This is a genomic window from Bacillus sp. AC266 (assembly GCF_979253805.1).
In genome coordinates, this window is the sequence record NZ_CEEDEC010000003.1 from 292696 (window position 1) to 309008 (window position 16313).

The following is a 16313-nucleotide window of genomic DNA, read 5'->3' on the forward strand; positions in this document are numbered from 1 at the left end:
AAAAAATAAAGATTAATCACTTATATACTTTGTCTTTTATATTCATAAACTTATTAATTAGTATATCTAAATCTCGACTAAATAACAAAACTTTATTATGATCTAATCCATGCCTAGCAACAAGTTGAATTAACTCTTTCTTTTTGTGTTCTATTTTATTGTGTAATTGTCCCATCTCCATCTCTATACTAAAACTCCCTTTTCCCATAATATTACTTGTAAAATTATAGTACATTTCCACTCATAAAAAAATAAAAAAATGGCTTTTTTTACAAATTTTATATTTATGAAAAGAAATTTTAATGTAATTGTAAGTTACATACCCCTTTCATTTGCAATACATTCACCTAGTATACACTTCCATATTGTTTTACCATTTTTAAAAAAGCGCTATGAAACGAAGTAAATATCACATTTAAATCCGATCACAGGCTCTTGTCTAATTAGAAGTAAGACTTGCTCCTTTTCTAAATAAAAACATATCTTATAAAGTAATCCATTAGTTATATAGATTAATTTCCTAAAAAGGAGGAAAAAACATGAGCTTTGGTGGTAGTTGCGCTGGTTTCGGCGGTGGATTTGCTTTACTCATCGTGCTATTCATCCTTCTAATCATTATCGGATGTAGCTGTTGGGGTGGCGGCGGAGGGTTTTAAATATAATACGTATCCCTTTCGCTAAACTCTAAATGAATGAAATATGTTAACTAAAAACTATACGAAAACAGCTCATATTTGAGCTGTTTTTTCATACTTTCGTATGAATTTATGTCCATCTTTTTTGTGATTTCAACTAACAAGAAATCGTTTACTATGGAATAAGAAACATTTTTACTACGGAGGATTATAATGATTAAAGGTCTTTATGAAGCACATTTACCTGTCTGTAATTTAGAAATTTCGATACCTTTTTATGAATCACTGGGGTTAAAATTATATAAAAGAGACAACGATATCGCCTTCTTTTGGATTGTAGAAAATGAAAGTTGGATTGGTCTTTGGGAAGGAAAAGAATACAAAGTCAATTATCATCCATCCTTACGACATATCGCTTTCCAAGTAAGCTTACACGATTTAGAAAACGCAATACACTGGCTCAAACAGAAAGGAATTCCAGCGCGAAAAGACTTTGGAATGGAGCCAATTGAGCCAATCGTTTTTCCAGAATTAGCACACGCCTCCATATATTTTAACGATCCTGATGGAAATAGTTTAGAATTCATTGCACAATTACCTGTTGGACTACCTAAAGCAGAGAAAATGTATTTAAGTGAATGGAAAAAGCATGTACAAACATCGCCAATAGATATGGATTAATTTTTATGTCGGTGCAATCAGTTTCTTATTCCACACTTCTTAGAACAAATAAAAACTTTAAAAAACTATTTTATGGTCAAACATTAAGTGTACTTGGGGATTGGTTTCATACTGTCGCTTTATTAACACTCGTCTATAGCATAACAGAATCTTCATTTATGTTAGCACTCACCTTTATGAGCAAAGGGTTACCTCAACTTCTTCTGAGCCCATTCATAGGCGGAATTGTAGACCGTTTTTCAAAAAAGAAAATTATGATTTTTACCGATAGTTTACGAGGAATTATCGTCCTCACTTATTTATTAGCATTCTACAAAATTGAAATTATTTTCGTTTCTAATATATGCTTATCAGTACTCTCTTGCTTATTCGAGCCTGCTAAGCAATCAACTCTAAAAAATATCGTACATCAAAAGCATTTCGTAACCGCTAACTCTCTTTCTAGTACAATCAATGGTTTTATGTCTATTATTGGAGCTTCTTTAGGTGGGCTCATTGCACAATCTTTAAGTATCGAGATTGCCTTTTTTATTAATAGCCTATCATACTTTATTTCAGCCTATATTATTTATAAAATAAAGATCCCTTCTCGTGACACTTTTAGCAAGAAAAAAGCGTTTTTCACTGATATAAAAGATGGTTATACATACATATTACAAAGCAAAATTATTTTAACATTAATTCTTGTCGGCATTTCATGGGGCATTATTGGAGGTGCCTATCAGTTACTTCTAACAATCTATGCCGAAAGAATCTTCCACACTAACATTGGTATTTTATATGCGGTTCAAGGGGCTGGACTTATGATTGGCAGTCTCCTCGTTAATCTTTATATGTCTAAAAATGAAGACAAAATGAAAAGAGCATTTGGTTGGGCCTATTTACTACAAGGAATTTTCTTTCTCGGATTCATTCTATCCGATCAACTTATTATCGGTATCATTACATTACTCTGTATGCGTATAGCAGGAGGAATCATCGTTCCACTTGATACGACATTACTACAAACGTATACGCAAGAAAACATGATTGGTAAAGTTTTTTCATTTCATTATTCCATCTACGGATCGCTTATTCAGTTATCTATGTTTATTACAGGATGGTTTTTAGAAATCCTTTCTCCTCAAGTGATTGGTAGCTTGTTAGCTATATGCTGTATTTTTGTTAGTTTTATATGGCTTTTCTTATTTTATCGCGGGGAACTTAGTGAAGAATCTATTAATAATCAATAGATTCTTCACTAAATTTTATTTGATCTCATTTATTAGCGCTGCGTAACAATACAATTATTTGAAAATGTCAACCATATTCGTTAATGGGCCCTATACGTGAATGCTATTTGAGAAGAAACTAAGTATTTATGTTAAAATAAAAGTAAGATTGTGAAACATTGCACTTATGCTATAGGCTCAAAATAGCTAAATTCGATTTTCATGGTATTAAAATATTTATTGTATTTGATTAAATAGGAGGGCTATTTTGGAGATTATATTCATTTTCATATGTATTATATTAGTAGCTTCTATTTTACAAACAAGTACAGGTTTTGGCTTTTCTATTATGGCAACACCTTTCTTACTCATGCTATTTCTACCACAAGAAGCTATACAAATTAATATTATTTTATCATTAGTTATTTCAATATCACTCATTTGGAAAATAAGAATGGACATTCACTTTATTCTACTGAAAAGGTTAACTATTGGAAGTATAGTTGGTGTACCTTTTGGTATTTTACTCTTCATTTCCATTAATATAAACGCTTTTAAATTAGCAATTAGCATCCTGCTCTTACTATTAACATTGATGCTAATATGCAACTTTAAGGTCAAATCAACACCATTTAGAGATTTTATAGTTGGTGGATTATCAGGCCTTTTAACGACAAGTATCGGTATGCCAGGACCACCCCTGTTACTTTACTTTACAGGAACTGATACGAAAAAAGAGAAGTTGAGAGCAACTACTTTAGCTTTTTATCTATTTATATATTTCATTAGTCTACTAACTCAAATACTCTTTACTGGCACAAACAAAACAATTTGGGAATCAAGTTTTTATGCTATTCCAATCGTATTTCTAGGTTTGTATATAGGTCAAATTATTTTCAAATGGCTTAATCAACGGATTTTTAAAATATTTACGTACATCCTTTTAAGTTGTACGGGGGTTTATCTTCTTATTGAAAGTTTGAACTTGTTATAGAGGGTGCTTTAGATAGTGCACAATAATAGATAGGTTCAAACGAAATTATTGCTGCATTTTCAAGTGCGATGGGGCATTCTATATCAAAACTTAAATAACTTTATTGGCAGTTTACAATTAGCAATAATCGTTCTTTCATAAGACAAATATTTTAAATCGAATACTAAATAAAACGATAAAAAGCGGCTATTATGCCGCTTTTTACATTAAATATTTTATAAAGCAAAGACCTGCACTTACTATCACGAATATATTAAAAAATAAGAAAAACCCTTTTTCAAAATCTGTATACTTTTCTACTTTTACTCCGCATTTTTTTAACTCCATAACTATCATTGCAACTTCACGTGCATACGCAATACTTCCAAATTGTATATGAGTGTTATTATATTTAATCTCAAAGACATTTTTCATTTTTTTATGTTGCGAAATGGATTGTATATCCTCTATTGGCATGCTATGTTCATTTGTTTTTTTAAAATAGCAATCTAATCCTTTCATGATTACTCTTTTATTTGTTAAAACGATATAATAATAAAAAGTAGCTCCTACGTAATATATATTTGGTATTACTTTATTATTTGTCATATATCCTTCATCTACTAACAGTTCCTTCTCGATTTCTTCATCAGCTTGTAATTCGTTGCGAATTGATTCTTCTAACATTCGTACAGTTAATTTTTTTAATAGTTCTCCATTTCTTACATAATACTTATCTATATTTATAGAATCATTCGCTTCTTTCTCTAAACCTGTAATTTCTTCTTCTGAATATTGGAGCTCATTTAACATCGATAATAATCTTTTATCCATATTACACACTCCCTTTCCACAGTTTTTGAAGTTTCTTCTTTCCACGAGAAATTCGATTGTATATATAGTCAGCCGTTACTTTTAATTCTTTTGCAATATCGTCAATGGAATACCCATCAATATACCTCTTTAAAAAGATATACCGATCCTTTGTATTTAAATCTTGTACGAGTTCCATAATCTCTTCTTCTTGTTCTATTTCATACCTATCATGGATACCTGTATCTACTTCTACATCTTTATCGATTTTATTCTCTTTATATACTTTCTTTTTATATTCCAATGCCTTTAATTTAGTAATACCAATCATCCAAGATTTTAAGTTTCCCTTTTCTATATCAAATTGTTCGATATTAAACCAAATGATAGTAAATACATCATTATAACAATCATCCACATATTGTTTTTCAATAGGGGTACTTAATGATTTATGAATAATGTACAAAATTAATTTTCCATATTGATCAATCACTTCTTTCAAAGCATCTTGATCGCGTTTTTTCATAGCTATAATTAAATCCTCTTCAGAATCGAAAATCATAAACATCACCTTCCTCAGTTCCCCTTTAGCAGCTGCTTTTACTTACTATTGGCATTTTATTCTCATTTCCTATCACTTTTGTAAAAATTTATTAATTTTTATTTCTATGTATATGATAGTAAAAAAAATACATTTCTCCTCCAAAAAAGACAAACCCGCATTCCAGGTTTGCCTTTTTACTTATTTCTTATTTAATCCTTTTTCATTTAAAAACTCTTTCATATGCATTCTTTTCTCTTTGGACATAAATGAACTCATTGATTCCGTCCATGTTACGTTTTTTTGATTTGACGATCTTTCTTTGTAATACGCACTCATCGTTTCATCATATTCGTTTAATAATTCATCATATTTCTTTTCATCGTATCCATTTTCATGAAGAATGGCCGCTACCGGTAAACGTGGCTTAACTCCATGATCTTCATTTGGTACGCCCACTGTCATTCCGAATACCGGATATACTTTATCCGGTAAATGAAGCAATTCACTCACTTCTTTCGGGTTATTACGAATTCCGCCAATATAACAAATGCCGTATCCTAATGATTCAGCTGCAAGTGCTAAGTTTTGTGCAAATAATGAAGCATCTACTGTTGCTACAATAAAGTCCTCTACTCCCTCATGTTTAATTTCTGTTCCATGTTTCTCACATGCAGTTTCTAGACGTTTTAAATCCGCACAGCATACAAAGAATGCTGCGCAGTCTTTCACATGACGATTCCCGGATAATTCAGCTAGTTTAGCCTTTAGTTCCTGATCTGTTACATATATAAGAGAATACGCCTGTACAAAATGTGAGGAAGCTGCATGCTGCGCAGCTTGCACCATTCTTTCTACTATCTCTTTTGAAATTGGTTCTTCTTTATATTTACGAACTGAAACGTGTTGCTCCATTTTATGTATCATCTCATTCATAAAAACCACTCCTTTTTTCTCTTCATAATAAAAAATTAACATACCTTTTTCATTATTCACAACTTATAAGCAAAAAAAGAGCACTCCTTTGTGAGTTGCTCTTTTTTAAATACATATTAATATGGTAAATGAAATTATATCGACTTTACACACATAACGACAACGTTAAGCTGCTTTCAATACTTTAATACCTTTAACAATATTCCAAATGAAGTAGTAAATCCCTACAAGAATAAACACTGCATACGTTATAACCATCCCAATTCCAACGCTATCAGACTGATTGAAACTTAAACCGTATACTCCTGATAAAGCTAACCCTCCAAATAAAATTGCATATGGGAAAACATGTGACCAAAATGCTTTTTTCGCATGATATTTCACTTCATCTTCCGCAACGAAGTACACGATAATTGGTAGTAAAAATGGTGCAAAAAAGATACTAAAGTAACAAAGCGAAGATAAAATATTATTTCCTTTCAACCGAATCACCTCTAAAGTTTTTGTTACCTTCATTATGTCAGGAAACCTTTCCAGAAACTATCGCTTTACCTTTCATGAACATGACATTTTTGTAAGATTTTCCTCGAAATAAATCCCGCCTCAAATTTTGGGCGGGATTACTTTAACTATATTCGATTCATAAACCAATATTGCGTAATCGCTAAATATTCTCGTACATTCGATGGAATGACAATTGGCTTCGGTGTTTTGGCCGGAAGCCCTTCTAATTGCAAACCTTGTTTTGCAGCTATTTTTTTCGCTCTAAACATATGGAAATCGTTTGTTACGATCATACCTTTTTTCATATTGGCTTGAATTAACGGTTTTGAGAATTTAATATTTTCATCTGTGCTCGTCGACTTATCTTCCATTATAATGCGGTCTTCTGCAATATTTTGTTTCATTAATCCTTGTTTCATCGCTAATGCTTCTGTAATATCTTCACCTTTTCCTTGGCCTCCAGATACAATAGCAATTGTTTTATCATGTAATTTTAAATACTCAGCTGCTTTATCAATACGATATTGCAATGAATACGAAGGTTTTGTTCCATTTACTTTCGATCCTAGTACAATTATATAATCCGCATCATCAATTGCATTCATATGCCCATGCTTATAAATGTTATATTGTAAAAACCCCGCATATACGGTGCAAATCATTATAACAACTAAAATATACTTGATTATTTTCTTCTTTCTCATATCCATATACCCCTATTCCCTTTACTTCCTTCATCATAATATCCATTTATTCGTTTGTATACAGACAAATTCCAATTAAGCCTAATTTATCCTCCAAAAGGTAATATTTCTATTAATTTCGGGAATAGTAAGTACAACTTCGCACGAAGGAGTGTCCCTATTGCTTCTCTTTTTATGTAACGTATCATTCTTTTTTATCTTATTTTTACTATCACTTAAGCTACTTGGTAAATCTGCATTAGCACAACTAACTCCTCATGATTTTGGGGCTATTATCTTTTTATCTTATTTAGCTTTTCAAGCCATACCAGTCGCTGGTGCTTTACAAGCATTTCTCGGTATGGTCGTTATTACATGTTTGCATTTGCTTCTTACAAAATTAAGCCTACTCAACAAACTAAATCGTTTTATTCTCGGACACCCCATTATTTTAATTAAACATGGTGATATTATTTTTGAGAACTTACAAAAAAGTAGATATCCGATCCCTGAATTGCTTTCTAACCTTCGCGTCGCAGGATATCCAAGTGTTCATGAAATTGAGTATGCGATACTAGAAGCGAATGGAGCTATTAGTATTTTACCAAAAAGAGAACTTGTGCCTCTGACTCCAAAAGATATGAATATAAATGTTAAGTATGCAGGCTTACCAATTGCTCTTATCGTTGATTCACAAATTCAATACGATAACTTAAAATTAATCCATAAAAATGAAAAGTGGTTATATGCAGAGTTAATGGAGAAAGGCGTTACAAATATTAAAAATGTGGCTTTTGCTTCTGTGCAGGAGACAGATGGATCTTTTGCGATTAGTTTAAAAGAATGAAAAAAAATCCCCTTACTTGTTCAAGGGGATTTTCTTCACTATATTGCTTTTTTCTCTCTCGCCATGTTTAACGGAACAGGATGTTTCATACGATTCATCGTAAATACGATAATTGCTGTCAATACTTCCGCTACTGGCATAACGAGCCAAATTCCGTTTATACCAAATACTTTTGGCATAATCCATAACAATGGGATAACAAATAGTAAACCTCGGCTCATTATTATAAGTACTGATTTTTTCGTTTGTCGCACTGATTGGAAATACTCTCCATACACAATGTTATAGCCTAAAAATACATATTGAATAAAGAATAAACTAATACCTGTTAACGTTAACTCCAATAGTTCTGGCGATTGAACATTAAATAAACCTATAATATATTTCCCGAAGAATAAACCGACAACAATCGCAATGCCTCCGAGTACAAGCGCAATTTTCACAGCAAACTGTAATCCTTCACGCAATCTTTCTGATAAGTTTGCACCGTAATGGAAACTAGCAATTGGTTGTAATGCTGCACCAACACCGAAGAATAATAGTAATGTCATTGCATGAATACTATTCACCATCGCATAAGAAGCTACACCTAGTTCTCCTGCATATTGAACGAATGCAATGTTAAAACCGATCGTTACGATTGCAACTGTACTTTCTGCTGTAAAGCTTGGGAAACCGATCACCATAATTTGTTTAACCGTATCCCATTCAAAATGGAATTTCGTCCATTTTAAAATACTACTTTTTCTAAAGAAGTGAGTTAATAATACAAGGAAACCAATTGCCGCTGAAAGAATAGTAGCTGAAGCAGCACCAGTTACACCCCATCCAAAGATGAAAATAAAAATATAGTCGAACACTATATTTAATACAGCCGTTACAACAAGACCTGCCATTGCTAAATTAGGATTTCCGTCATTTCGTATAAATGTACTTAAAATATTTTCTAAAACGTATATCATTCCAAATGTTAATAACACCTGTAAATAGTCTAATGCGTATGGTAAAATCACTTCATTCGCACCAAATAAATATGCTAAATCTTCTATTCTCCATAAGCAAATAGCCGCTAAAACGCCAACGATAACAACTGCTACTGTCATAGATTGAGTAAAGATAGACCTTGCTCTTTCCAGTTTATTTTCACCTAGTGCAATGGAATATAGCGTTGCTCCGCCCATTCCAATCCATAATGAAATAGAGAAGAAAATTGAAAATGCTGGAATAGCTACGTTTACTCCGGCTAAACCGTTCGCTCCAACTCCTCTACTAATCATGACTGCATCAATCACAATATTAACCGACATTAATACCATCCCAAGAACAGCTGGTATTAAATACGTAATAAATAAACTTTTAATTGGTTTTTCTCTTAATTTTTCTGTTGTTTCCATCATATAAATGCTCCTTTTTCAATGCTCTGTTCACAGTTTAAACCTTCAAGTTACTTGAAGGTCAATAGAGAATCGAAAAATATATAAGCCTATTTTTTAACAACAGGTATTTGAATTTCCGTTACTTGCTCCTTCGGATTTTCTGTTACGGACCAATCAATTAATGCAAGTTCCAGTGCATCTCCGCACACTTCATATCCTTCGTTATCAATGTGCTTTAATAATTCCGTATACGTTGCGTCTGTTTCTTCATATGGTCCATGGTGATAAGAACAGGCAAATATCCCTTCTTTTATTTCATCTGAAGTATGCGCTTCAAAAGGCATGTAATCCAATAAAATAAACACACTGTTATATGCTTGAAACTCATTTTGCATTAATGCTTTTTTTGAAACTGTTACACCGATATCACCTGAAAATAAACTATTATCAATTTGCTTCATATTTTTTTGCAACGAATGGATATAATATTCAAACATATCATCCGTTGTATTTGGTGCAACTGCAATTGCTGTAATTTTTCGTTTCGGTATCTTTTTATAAATAATTTGATTTGCTTCAGATTTCGTCGCTTTCTTCATTAAATGGATTTTATGTTCCATTTTTGCCAAAGCATACTCGATTTCTCTTTGTTTTTTCAGCATCATTTCTTGTTGTTTTTCAAGTAAATTCAGTGCATAAGATGGATTTCGTTCATCAATATATTTCTTTATTTCCTTTAACGGGATGTTCAATTGGCGTAAAAATTTAATCGTATCTAATAGTGAAAACTGATCAATTGTGTAATAACGATAATTGGTTTGAGGGTCAACAATTGACGGATGAAAAATCCCTTTTTCATCATAATAACGTAATGTAGATTCCGCTATATTATGCATTTTCGCCATTTCTCCAATTGTAAAACGTTGATTTAATAACATTTTTCTTTCTCCATTCATTATATGTAAACTTTATTACTTCCTATTATATATCTATATCCCCCGTTTCTAAAACGAATCCTCTCATGAAAATCTGCTATTTTTTCATTGATTTTTAATAAATTTTATTATATATTAATTACAGGTTCAAATTACAAGTTCAAAAGAACTCGTAATCAGACCCTTTGTTTAATGGATCTTTACATATTATCATTAGGCAAATTCCGAGAAATCGTATGATAAAAATAAAAAATGATGAGGAGAGGATCAAATGGAATTCGAATTTTTCTTTCAGATTGCACTTATTTTATTAAGTACAAAGCTCGCTGGTGACCTTAGTGTTAGATTAGGTCAACCTTCTGTACTCGGTAAATTAATTGTTGGTATCGTTATCGGTCCAGCTATATTCGGATGGATTGAAAATTCAGAGCTTCTAACACAATTAAGTAATGTCGGAGTTATTCTTTTAATGTTTATGGCAGGACTTGAAACAGACTTAGAAGAATTAAACGCAAATCGTAATTCTTCTTTAGCTGTTGCACTTGGAGGTATCGTTCTTCCATTCGTAGGTGGTTACGTTGCCGGTCTTGTTGTCGGTATGGAACAAGGGAATGCTGTCTTTTTAGGATTACTTCTATGTGCAACAAGTGTTAGTATTTCCGTTCAAACACTTCGTGATTTAGGTAAAATGAAAACACGTGAAAGTACGACGATGCTTGGAGCCGCTGTATTTGATGACATTCTTGTTGTTATTTTATTAGCATTTGCAATGAGCTTCTTAGGCACAGATGACGTTAACTTAACAATGATTATCTTGAAGAAAGTAGTATTCTTTGCTTCTATCATTTTAATTGGTTGGAAAGGTGTTCCAGCAATCATGCGTTGGTTATCACCGCTTCGCGTATCTGAGTCTATCGTTAGTGCTGCGCTTATCATCTGTTTCTCATTCGCATACTTCGGCGAACTATTAGGAATTGCTGGTATTATCGGTGCTTTCGCAGCTGGTATCGCTATTTCTCAAACGAACTACAAACATGAAGTAGAAAAGAAAGTAGAACCAATTGCTTACGCTATGTTCGTTCCAGTATTCTTTGTTAGTATCGGTATGAATATTACATTTGACGGTATTGGCGATCAAATTTGGTTCATCTTAGCATTAACAGTTATCGCTGTATTCACAAAACTAATTGGTTGTGGATTCGGTGCACGAATGACTGGATTTGATGCAAAGTCTTCTGCAATTATCGGTGCTGGTATGGTTTCTCGTGGTGAAGTTGCACTTATCATCGCAGGAACAGGACTTTCTTCTGGCCTATTAGCACAAGATTACTTTACAGCTATCGTTATTGTCGTTATTTTAACTACAATGATTACACCACCAATGTTAAAATACACTTTTGGTGCAAAAGATAAAGCAATGAAAGCAAGTAAATAAGTTTACTATAATAAAAGGAGATTGCTATCTTATAAGATAGCAATCTCCTTTTTCATTTTATCTTTAAACAATTCCATTCATTTTTAACCAGTTTTCAAACATAGTTCGTGCTTCTTCATCATCGATATCATTACTAAATGAATACACCTTAATGCCATAATCATCTATATATTCACCTAGCTTCATTTCCTCCACTTTTTTGTAAAAATCATCTACCTCATAGTGTGGAATATAGGCATCCCAAATTGGTTCATTTATTCTTTTATACGCTGTCACTTCTAAATCGTATCCATCTTCATAATATCCGATGTGATAATGTTTACTAGGGTCATATTTCTCCATTAATATCCCTTCCTTTAAAAAGCTATCCTATTTCACGTAATAAACAAAAGCGAGCTGTATATTACAGCTCGCTCAATTAATTAAATACGCTCCATCGCCGTCTTCAACGTACCAACAACGAAAGCAATTTCTTCACTTGATATAACGAGCGGCGGTGCCAATGTTAAGACATTATTATATCCTGCTGTTGTCATACCGTTACGCCCAATAATGAGCCCTTTTTCTTTACAAGCATTTACAACACTTGCAATTTTGTCGTTATCAATTGGTTCTTTCGTCGCTTTATCATTTACTAGTTCGATTCCAACTAATAGCCCTTTCCCTCTAATATTACCAACAAGTGGATGTTCTCCGATTTCTTCTTTTAATTGATTTAATAAAAGCGAACCCATTTGTGCAGAGCGCTCAATTAAATTTTCATTTTCCATAATCTCTAAGTTTTTAAGCGCTAATGCACAAGCCGCTGGATTTCCACCAAATGTATTAATATGGCGGAAGAATTCATATTCTCCTGTTCCTTTAAATGCCTCATAAATTTCTTTTTTTACAGCTGTTGCTGATAATGGTAAATATGCGCTCGTAATACCTTTTGCCATCGTAACGATATCAGGCTTAACGTCATAGTTCATAAACCCAAATGCTTTTCCTGTACGCCCGAAACCACAAATAACTTCATCACTTATAAGTAGTGCTCCGTGTTTTTGACACGTTTCATGAACAGCTTTCATATAGTCTTGTGGCGGCATTAAAATACCTCCGCCTGTAATAATTGGCTCCATAATAAATGCTGCTATCGTTTCACTTAATTCCCATGTCATAACACGATCTACTTCTTTTACGCATTCTACATCATAAATATTTTGTGATTCCATTTCTGGCATGCGGTAACAATCTGGAGGCGTTACATGTAAAAAACCTGAAGCAAATGGCTCATATTGGTATCTACGTTGTGCTTGGCCAGTTGCCGCCATCGTTGCCATTGTGTTTCCGTGATAACCACGATAACGTGACATAAATTTGTAACGATGCGGTTCACCTTTTTGAGCATAATATTGTCTTGCTATTTTAAAAGCGGTTTCATTCGCTTCTGATCCACTATTAGAGAAGAAAATAACATACTCTCCACCAAGCCACTCGTTTAACTTTTCAGCGAGCTTAATTGCTGGTTCATGTGATTGTGACATCGGAAAATATGATAATGTTTGCAATTGCTTATAAGCTGCCTCTGCAAGCTCTTTTCTTCCATATCCGCTATTTACACACCAAAGACCACTCATACCATCTAAGTATCTTTTTCCTTGTATATCTTCAACCCAGCACCCTTCTGCTTTTGCCCCTACCATTGTACTACTTGGACTAAAGGGACGCATTCCGTGCCACACATATTGCTCATCTTTTGCTAATAATTCATCGGTTTGTTTTGTCTTCATCATTTCTTCCACCTTCCATAACAACTTATTTTTCACAAAGCTGCGCTGGTGCCATGATGAGTTAAATTTCTCCCTGCCTATTTTCATTCCACAAATACAAGACAAATCCTACCAAAATTAAAGTAATATTTATAAGAAAATGTCAAAAGAAAGAGGAGCTTTTCTTATATTTCGAAAAGCTCCTCTTTTTTTAATGCGAAGATGCATCACTAATACCATGACCAGTATTAGATTTCACAAGAATTTCATCAAATTTCGCTGCATCTTCTTTCTTACTAGAGAAAACAGTTCCTAAATATGCTGCAAGAAACCCGAGTGGGATCGAAATAATTCCAGGTGTCGTATATGGGAATATCGCTTCTCCAACAAAAATAGCTTTTCCAGCTACTGGGTTCCAAACATTTGGACTTAACGCTACAAGAACAATCGCTGATACAAGACCAACAATCATACCAGAAATTGCTCCTGTTGTATTAAAACGCTTCCAATAGATTGTAAATAATATAACCGGTAAATTTGCACTCGCTGCAACCGCAAATGCTAGTGATACTAAAAATGCTACGTTTAATGTCTGAGCAAATAAAGCAAGTATAATAGATACTATCGCTACTCCAATAGACGCATAACGAGCCATTGACACTTGCTCTTTTTCCGTTGATTTTCCTTTACGGATAATCTCATTATAAAAATCATGCGCGAATGCTGATGCTGCTGTTAACACAAGTCCTGCTACTACAGCTAAAATAGTTGCAAAAGCAATTGCTGATACGAAAGCAAATAAGAAATCTCCGCCTAATGCTTTTGCTAATAAAGGTGCTGCCATATTACCAGCAGGGTTTGCTTTAATAATCGCCTCATTTCCTACAAACGCTGCTGCCCCAAACCCTAAGAAAATTGTCATAATATAAAACGCGCCAATTAACCACGTCGCATATACAACAGATTGACGTGCAGTTTTTGCATCACGTACTGTAAAAAAGCGGACAAGAATATGTGGTAATCCCGCTGTACCAAGGACTAGTCCTAAATTTAAAGAAAGTGTATCAAGACCATCCTTATACTTTACTCCTGGATTTAAAAACGAATCTTTTAATGGAGTAGCTGTTTTCATGTGAGCGAACATTTCAGTCACACTGAAATTAAATTTGGAGAAAACGATAACAGAAATAATAAATGTCCCTGCCATAAGTAGTACAGCCTTTACAATTTGAACCCAGCTCGTAGCTGTCATTCCTCCAAAAATAACATACACAGTCATAAGTGTACCTACGATTAATACAGATGTTGTATATTCAATACCTAATAATAGTTTAATAAGTGCACCCGCACCAACTAATTGTGCAATCATATAAAAAATTGAAATCGTCATCGTATTAAGCGCTGCTATACCACGAACTTTTTTCGCATCAAAACGTGCCGCAATCATATCCGCTAACGTGTACTTCCCTAAATTTCTAAGCGGTTCTGCGACAAGATATAGAACAACTAAATAAGCAACTAAAAAGCCGATACTATAAAAGAACCCATCAAACCCAGTTAACGCTATCGCTCCGGCTATACCAAGAAATGACGCAGCAGACATGTAATCCCCAGCAATAGCCAGACCATTTTGCCAGCCAGTTAATCCCCCTCCAGCCGTATAAAATTCACTCGCATTTTTCGTTTTTTTTGATGCAAAATAGGTTATGACGAGCGTACCAAGGACAATAATTAAAAATAGTGCAAACGCAGTAGTATTCAAAGTCAGCCCCTCCCTTTTTGCATATCTTGCAGAATTTTTCGCGAAATTTCATCAAAGGATTCGGCTTTCTTGCTGTAAATCATACATAATGACCATGTCATAATAAATTGCGCAAAAGCAAATACCCATGCCCATGTCACATTACCAAACGCCGGTGTATTAAGCACCTTTGAATACGATGTTAAAATAGGTAGTGCTATAAAAAAACTTAAAAAGAAAATACTCATTGGAATGATAAACTTCTTTTTCGTATTTAATAACAATTGAAACTCTTCAGACTGAACAACTTCTGTATAATTCACCTCATTTTTTAACTTACGTGCTGACGTATCATCTCGTTTCATTCTCTGGTCCCCTCTCTTAACTTAAAATACAATTCCCCTTGCATACACAAAGACTAAATTTTATAAATATTCAGAAACTTATTTTCATTTTAGACAATCCGTACATTCCTGCAAAGATTTTTCGATAGACATTTTTCGTCATTTTCTCCTAAATTTCCAATATACTTTTTTAACATAAAATTTGATTGATTCGATTAAACTTTTATTCCCATTAAAATAGAAGAAAGAAGTAGTGCTTATCGCACTACTTCTTTCTTTGTCTCCTTTTCTAAATTACGAGCTGTTTCACTTAATTCAACGTCTTTTCCATCTTTAAGTGTTCCAAATATAAAATCGAATACTGGATTTGAAACTCCGAACCAAAACTTTTCATTTTTATAATGGTGTAATATGTGCTGTTTTTTTAGCCATCTTCCAAACTTAGTGAAGGGACGAATCGGTTTATGTGCAATATAATGTTTCCATTCATAAACGAGGAGCATGATAATCATTCCGATTCCGAATGAAAGTGTAACAGTAACACTTTTTGTAATACCATACGTTATAAGTAAATATATAGTAAAGCTAGGTATACTAAACCATACAGGCAAAAATAAAAGTTTTAAATCATCTGGATATACGTGATGATCATAATGTAATCTTCTTAACATTTTTAATAAAAATGCGTTTTTAGGCGGCTTTAAATGGAATAAAAAACGGTGTGTCATATATTCGTTAAACGTATAAAAAACAATCCCAAACATACACGCTAACATACCAATCCATGTGAAAAATTGCATTTTTAAAATAATAATAAAAATTAATAGAACACTATACATAATAACAATATCATGTTGTAAAAAAAACTCTTTCACCACTCTCTTCATCTTACTTCCCCCTTTTCCAC

19 protein-coding genes are annotated in these 16313 nt (G+C 33.2%); 6 read left to right on the forward strand and 13 right to left on the reverse strand.

The genetic code is table 11. From position 1 onward, the window contains the following. Positions 1–16: 16 nt before the first annotated feature. Positions 17–235 (reverse strand): aspartyl-phosphate phosphatase Spo0E family protein, encoded by a 219-nt coding sequence (locus tag AC0IXC_RS14690; RefSeq protein WP_002086516.1) that lies wholly within the window; start codon positions 233–235, stop codon positions 17–19. A gap of 304 nt (positions 236–539) precedes the next feature. Here AC0IXC_RS14690 and AC0IXC_RS14695 point away from each other — a divergent pair, with 304 nt between their 5' ends. From AC0IXC_RS14695 to AC0IXC_RS14710, 4 genes are all read left to right on the forward strand, one after another. Further along, positions 540–656, forward strand: coding sequence for a YjcZ family sporulation protein (locus AC0IXC_RS14695; protein WP_000007805.1), 117 nt, complete (start codon positions 540–542; stop codon positions 654–656). Between the two features lie 192 nt (positions 657–848). After that, complete coding sequence (locus AC0IXC_RS14700) at positions 849–1316, forward strand: VOC family protein (RefSeq protein ID WP_471653004.1); 468 nt, start codon at positions 849–851, stop codon at positions 1314–1316. A gap of 5 nt (positions 1317–1321) precedes the next feature. After that, positions 1322–2548 carry an MFS transporter gene (locus tag AC0IXC_RS14705; protein ID WP_471653005.1) on the forward strand — a complete coding sequence of 409 codons (1227 nt, stop codon included), beginning with the start codon at positions 1322–1324 and terminating at the stop codon, positions 2546–2548. Positions 2549–2795: 247 nt separating this feature from the next. Further along, positions 2796–3521, forward strand: a complete 726-nt coding sequence (locus AC0IXC_RS14710; RefSeq protein WP_215591068.1) for a sulfite exporter TauE/SafE family protein — start codon at positions 2796–2798, stop codon at positions 3519–3521. Positions 3522–3722: 201 nt separating this feature from the next. Here AC0IXC_RS14710 and AC0IXC_RS14715 read toward each other — a convergent pair whose 3' ends face one another. The 5 genes from AC0IXC_RS14715 to AC0IXC_RS14735 form a co-directional block, all read right to left on the reverse strand. Then, entirely contained in the window at positions 3723–4334 is a 612-nt protein-coding gene (locus AC0IXC_RS14715; RefSeq protein ID WP_471653006.1) for a PH domain-containing protein, read from the reverse strand. Position 4335: 1 nt separating this feature from the next. Then, complete coding sequence (locus AC0IXC_RS14720) at positions 4336–4881, reverse strand: sigma-70 family RNA polymerase sigma factor (RefSeq protein ID WP_141535250.1); 546 nt, start codon at positions 4879–4881, stop codon at positions 4336–4338. Between the two features lie 174 nt (positions 4882–5055). Further along, positions 5056–5790, reverse strand: coding sequence for an oxygen-insensitive NADPH nitroreductase (nfsA, locus tag AC0IXC_RS14725; protein ID WP_113735616.1), 735 nt, complete (start codon positions 5788–5790; stop codon positions 5056–5058). A 165-nt stretch (positions 5791–5955) separates the two neighbouring features. Then, positions 5956–6273 carry a magnetosome magnetite crystal formation protein family gene (locus AC0IXC_RS14730; RefSeq protein ID WP_002189054.1) on the reverse strand — a complete coding sequence of 106 codons (318 nt, stop codon included), beginning with the start codon at positions 6271–6273 and terminating at the stop codon, positions 5956–5958. A 146-nt stretch (positions 6274–6419) separates the two neighbouring features. After that, positions 6420–6956: a YdcF family protein gene (locus tag AC0IXC_RS14735; RefSeq protein ID WP_471653066.1), complete on the reverse strand. Its 537-nt coding sequence runs from the start codon at positions 6954–6956 to the stop codon at positions 6420–6422. A 202-nt stretch (positions 6957–7158) separates the two neighbouring features. Here AC0IXC_RS14735 and AC0IXC_RS14740 point away from each other — a divergent pair, with 202 nt between their 5' ends. Next, a complete protein-coding gene (locus AC0IXC_RS14740) occupies positions 7159–7824 on the forward strand; it encodes a DUF421 domain-containing protein (RefSeq protein WP_471653007.1) in 666 nt (221 codons plus the stop codon). 38 nt (positions 7825–7862) lie between these two features. On the opposite strand, the gene AC0IXC_RS14745 is transcribed toward AC0IXC_RS14740, so the two are convergent. Further along, positions 7863–9218, reverse strand: a complete 1356-nt coding sequence (locus tag AC0IXC_RS14745; protein ID WP_033716432.1) for an MATE family efflux transporter — start codon at positions 9216–9218, stop codon at positions 7863–7865. 89 nt (positions 9219–9307) lie between these two features. Continuing rightward, complete coding sequence (locus AC0IXC_RS14750) at positions 9308–10138, reverse strand: MerR family transcriptional regulator (protein WP_002086530.1); 831 nt, start codon at positions 10136–10138, stop codon at positions 9308–9310. A gap of 268 nt (positions 10139–10406) precedes the next feature. On the opposite strand from AC0IXC_RS14750, the gene AC0IXC_RS14755 reads away from it, so the two are divergent. Next, entirely contained in the window at positions 10407–11570 is a 1164-nt protein-coding gene (locus AC0IXC_RS14755) for a cation:proton antiporter (protein ID WP_002030896.1), read from the forward strand. A 63-nt stretch (positions 11571–11633) separates the two neighbouring features. Here AC0IXC_RS14755 and AC0IXC_RS14760 read toward each other — a convergent pair whose 3' ends face one another. The 5 genes from AC0IXC_RS14760 to AC0IXC_RS14780 all read right to left on the reverse strand — a co-directional run bounded on the left by AC0IXC_RS14760 (position 11634) and on the right by AC0IXC_RS14780 (position 16293). Beyond that, positions 11634–11912: a DUF3986 family protein gene (locus AC0IXC_RS14760; protein WP_002030895.1), complete on the reverse strand. Its 279-nt coding sequence runs from the start codon at positions 11910–11912 to the stop codon at positions 11634–11636. An 80-nt stretch (positions 11913–11992) separates the two neighbouring features. Then, a complete protein-coding gene (locus AC0IXC_RS14765; RefSeq protein WP_113770062.1) occupies positions 11993–13342 on the reverse strand; it encodes an aspartate aminotransferase family protein in 1350 nt (449 codons plus the stop codon). 190 nt (positions 13343–13532) lie between these two features. Further along, positions 13533–15083 carry a solute symporter family protein gene (locus tag AC0IXC_RS14770; RefSeq protein WP_002011892.1) on the reverse strand — a complete coding sequence of 517 codons (1551 nt, stop codon included), beginning with the start codon at positions 15081–15083 and terminating at the stop codon, positions 13533–13535. 2 nt (positions 15084–15085) lie between these two features. Continuing rightward, positions 15086–15427 (reverse strand): DUF485 domain-containing protein, encoded by a 342-nt coding sequence (locus AC0IXC_RS14775; RefSeq protein WP_471653008.1) that lies wholly within the window; start codon positions 15425–15427, stop codon positions 15086–15088. 236 nt (positions 15428–15663) lie between these two features. Beyond that, positions 15664–16293 (reverse strand): sterol desaturase family protein, encoded by a 630-nt coding sequence (locus AC0IXC_RS14780; protein ID WP_098636196.1) that lies wholly within the window; start codon positions 16291–16293, stop codon positions 15664–15666. Between the last annotated feature and the right edge of the window lie 20 nt (positions 16294–16313).

Bases quoted from the DNA above. Each gene is read 5' to 3' on its own strand.
- AC0IXC_RS14690 (WP_002086516.1), bottom strand. From the start codon at position 235: ATGTACTATAATTTTACAAGTAATATTATGGGAAAAGGGAGTTTTAGT.
- AC0IXC_RS14695 (WP_000007805.1), top strand. From the start codon at position 540: ATGAGCTTTGGTGGTAGTTGCGCTGGTTTCGGCGGTGGATTTGCTTTA.
- AC0IXC_RS14700 (WP_471653004.1), top strand. From the start codon at position 849: ATGATTAAAGGTCTTTATGAAGCACATTTACCTGTCTGTAATTTAGAA.
- AC0IXC_RS14705 (WP_471653005.1), top strand. From the start codon at position 1,322: ATGTCGGTGCAATCAGTTTCTTATTCCACACTTCTTAGAACAAATAAA.
- AC0IXC_RS14715 (WP_471653006.1), bottom strand. From the start codon at position 4,334: ATGGATAAAAGATTATTATCGATGTTAAATGAGCTCCAATATTCAGAA.
- AC0IXC_RS14720 (WP_141535250.1), bottom strand. From the start codon at position 4,881: ATGTTTATGATTTTCGATTCTGAAGAGGATTTAATTATAGCTATGAAA.
- nfsA (WP_113735616.1), bottom strand. From the start codon at position 5,790: ATGAATGAGATGATACATAAAATGGAGCAACACGTTTCAGTTCGTAAA.
- AC0IXC_RS14735 (WP_471653066.1), bottom strand. From the start codon at position 6,956: ATGATTTGCACCGTATATGCGGGGTTTTTACAATATAACATTTATAAG.
- AC0IXC_RS14745 (WP_033716432.1), bottom strand. From the start codon at position 9,218: ATGGAAACAACAGAAAAATTAAGAGAAAAACCAATTAAAAGTTTATTT.
- AC0IXC_RS14750 (WP_002086530.1), bottom strand. From the start codon at position 10,138: ATGTTATTAAATCAACGTTTTACAATTGGAGAAATGGCGAAAATGCAT.
- AC0IXC_RS14755 (WP_002030896.1), top strand. From the start codon at position 10,407: ATGGAATTCGAATTTTTCTTTCAGATTGCACTTATTTTATTAAGTACA.
- AC0IXC_RS14760 (WP_002030895.1), bottom strand. From the start codon at position 11,912: ATGGAGAAATATGACCCTAGTAAACATTATCACATCGGATATTATGAA.
- AC0IXC_RS14765 (WP_113770062.1), bottom strand. From the start codon at position 13,342: ATGAAGACAAAACAAACCGATGAATTATTAGCAAAAGATGAGCAATAT.
- AC0IXC_RS14775 (WP_471653008.1), bottom strand. From the start codon at position 15,427: ATGAAACGAGATGATACGTCAGCACGTAAGTTAAAAAATGAGGTGAAT.
- AC0IXC_RS14780 (WP_098636196.1), bottom strand. From the start codon at position 16,293: ATGAAGAGAGTGGTGAAAGAGTTTTTTTTACAACATGATATTGTTATT.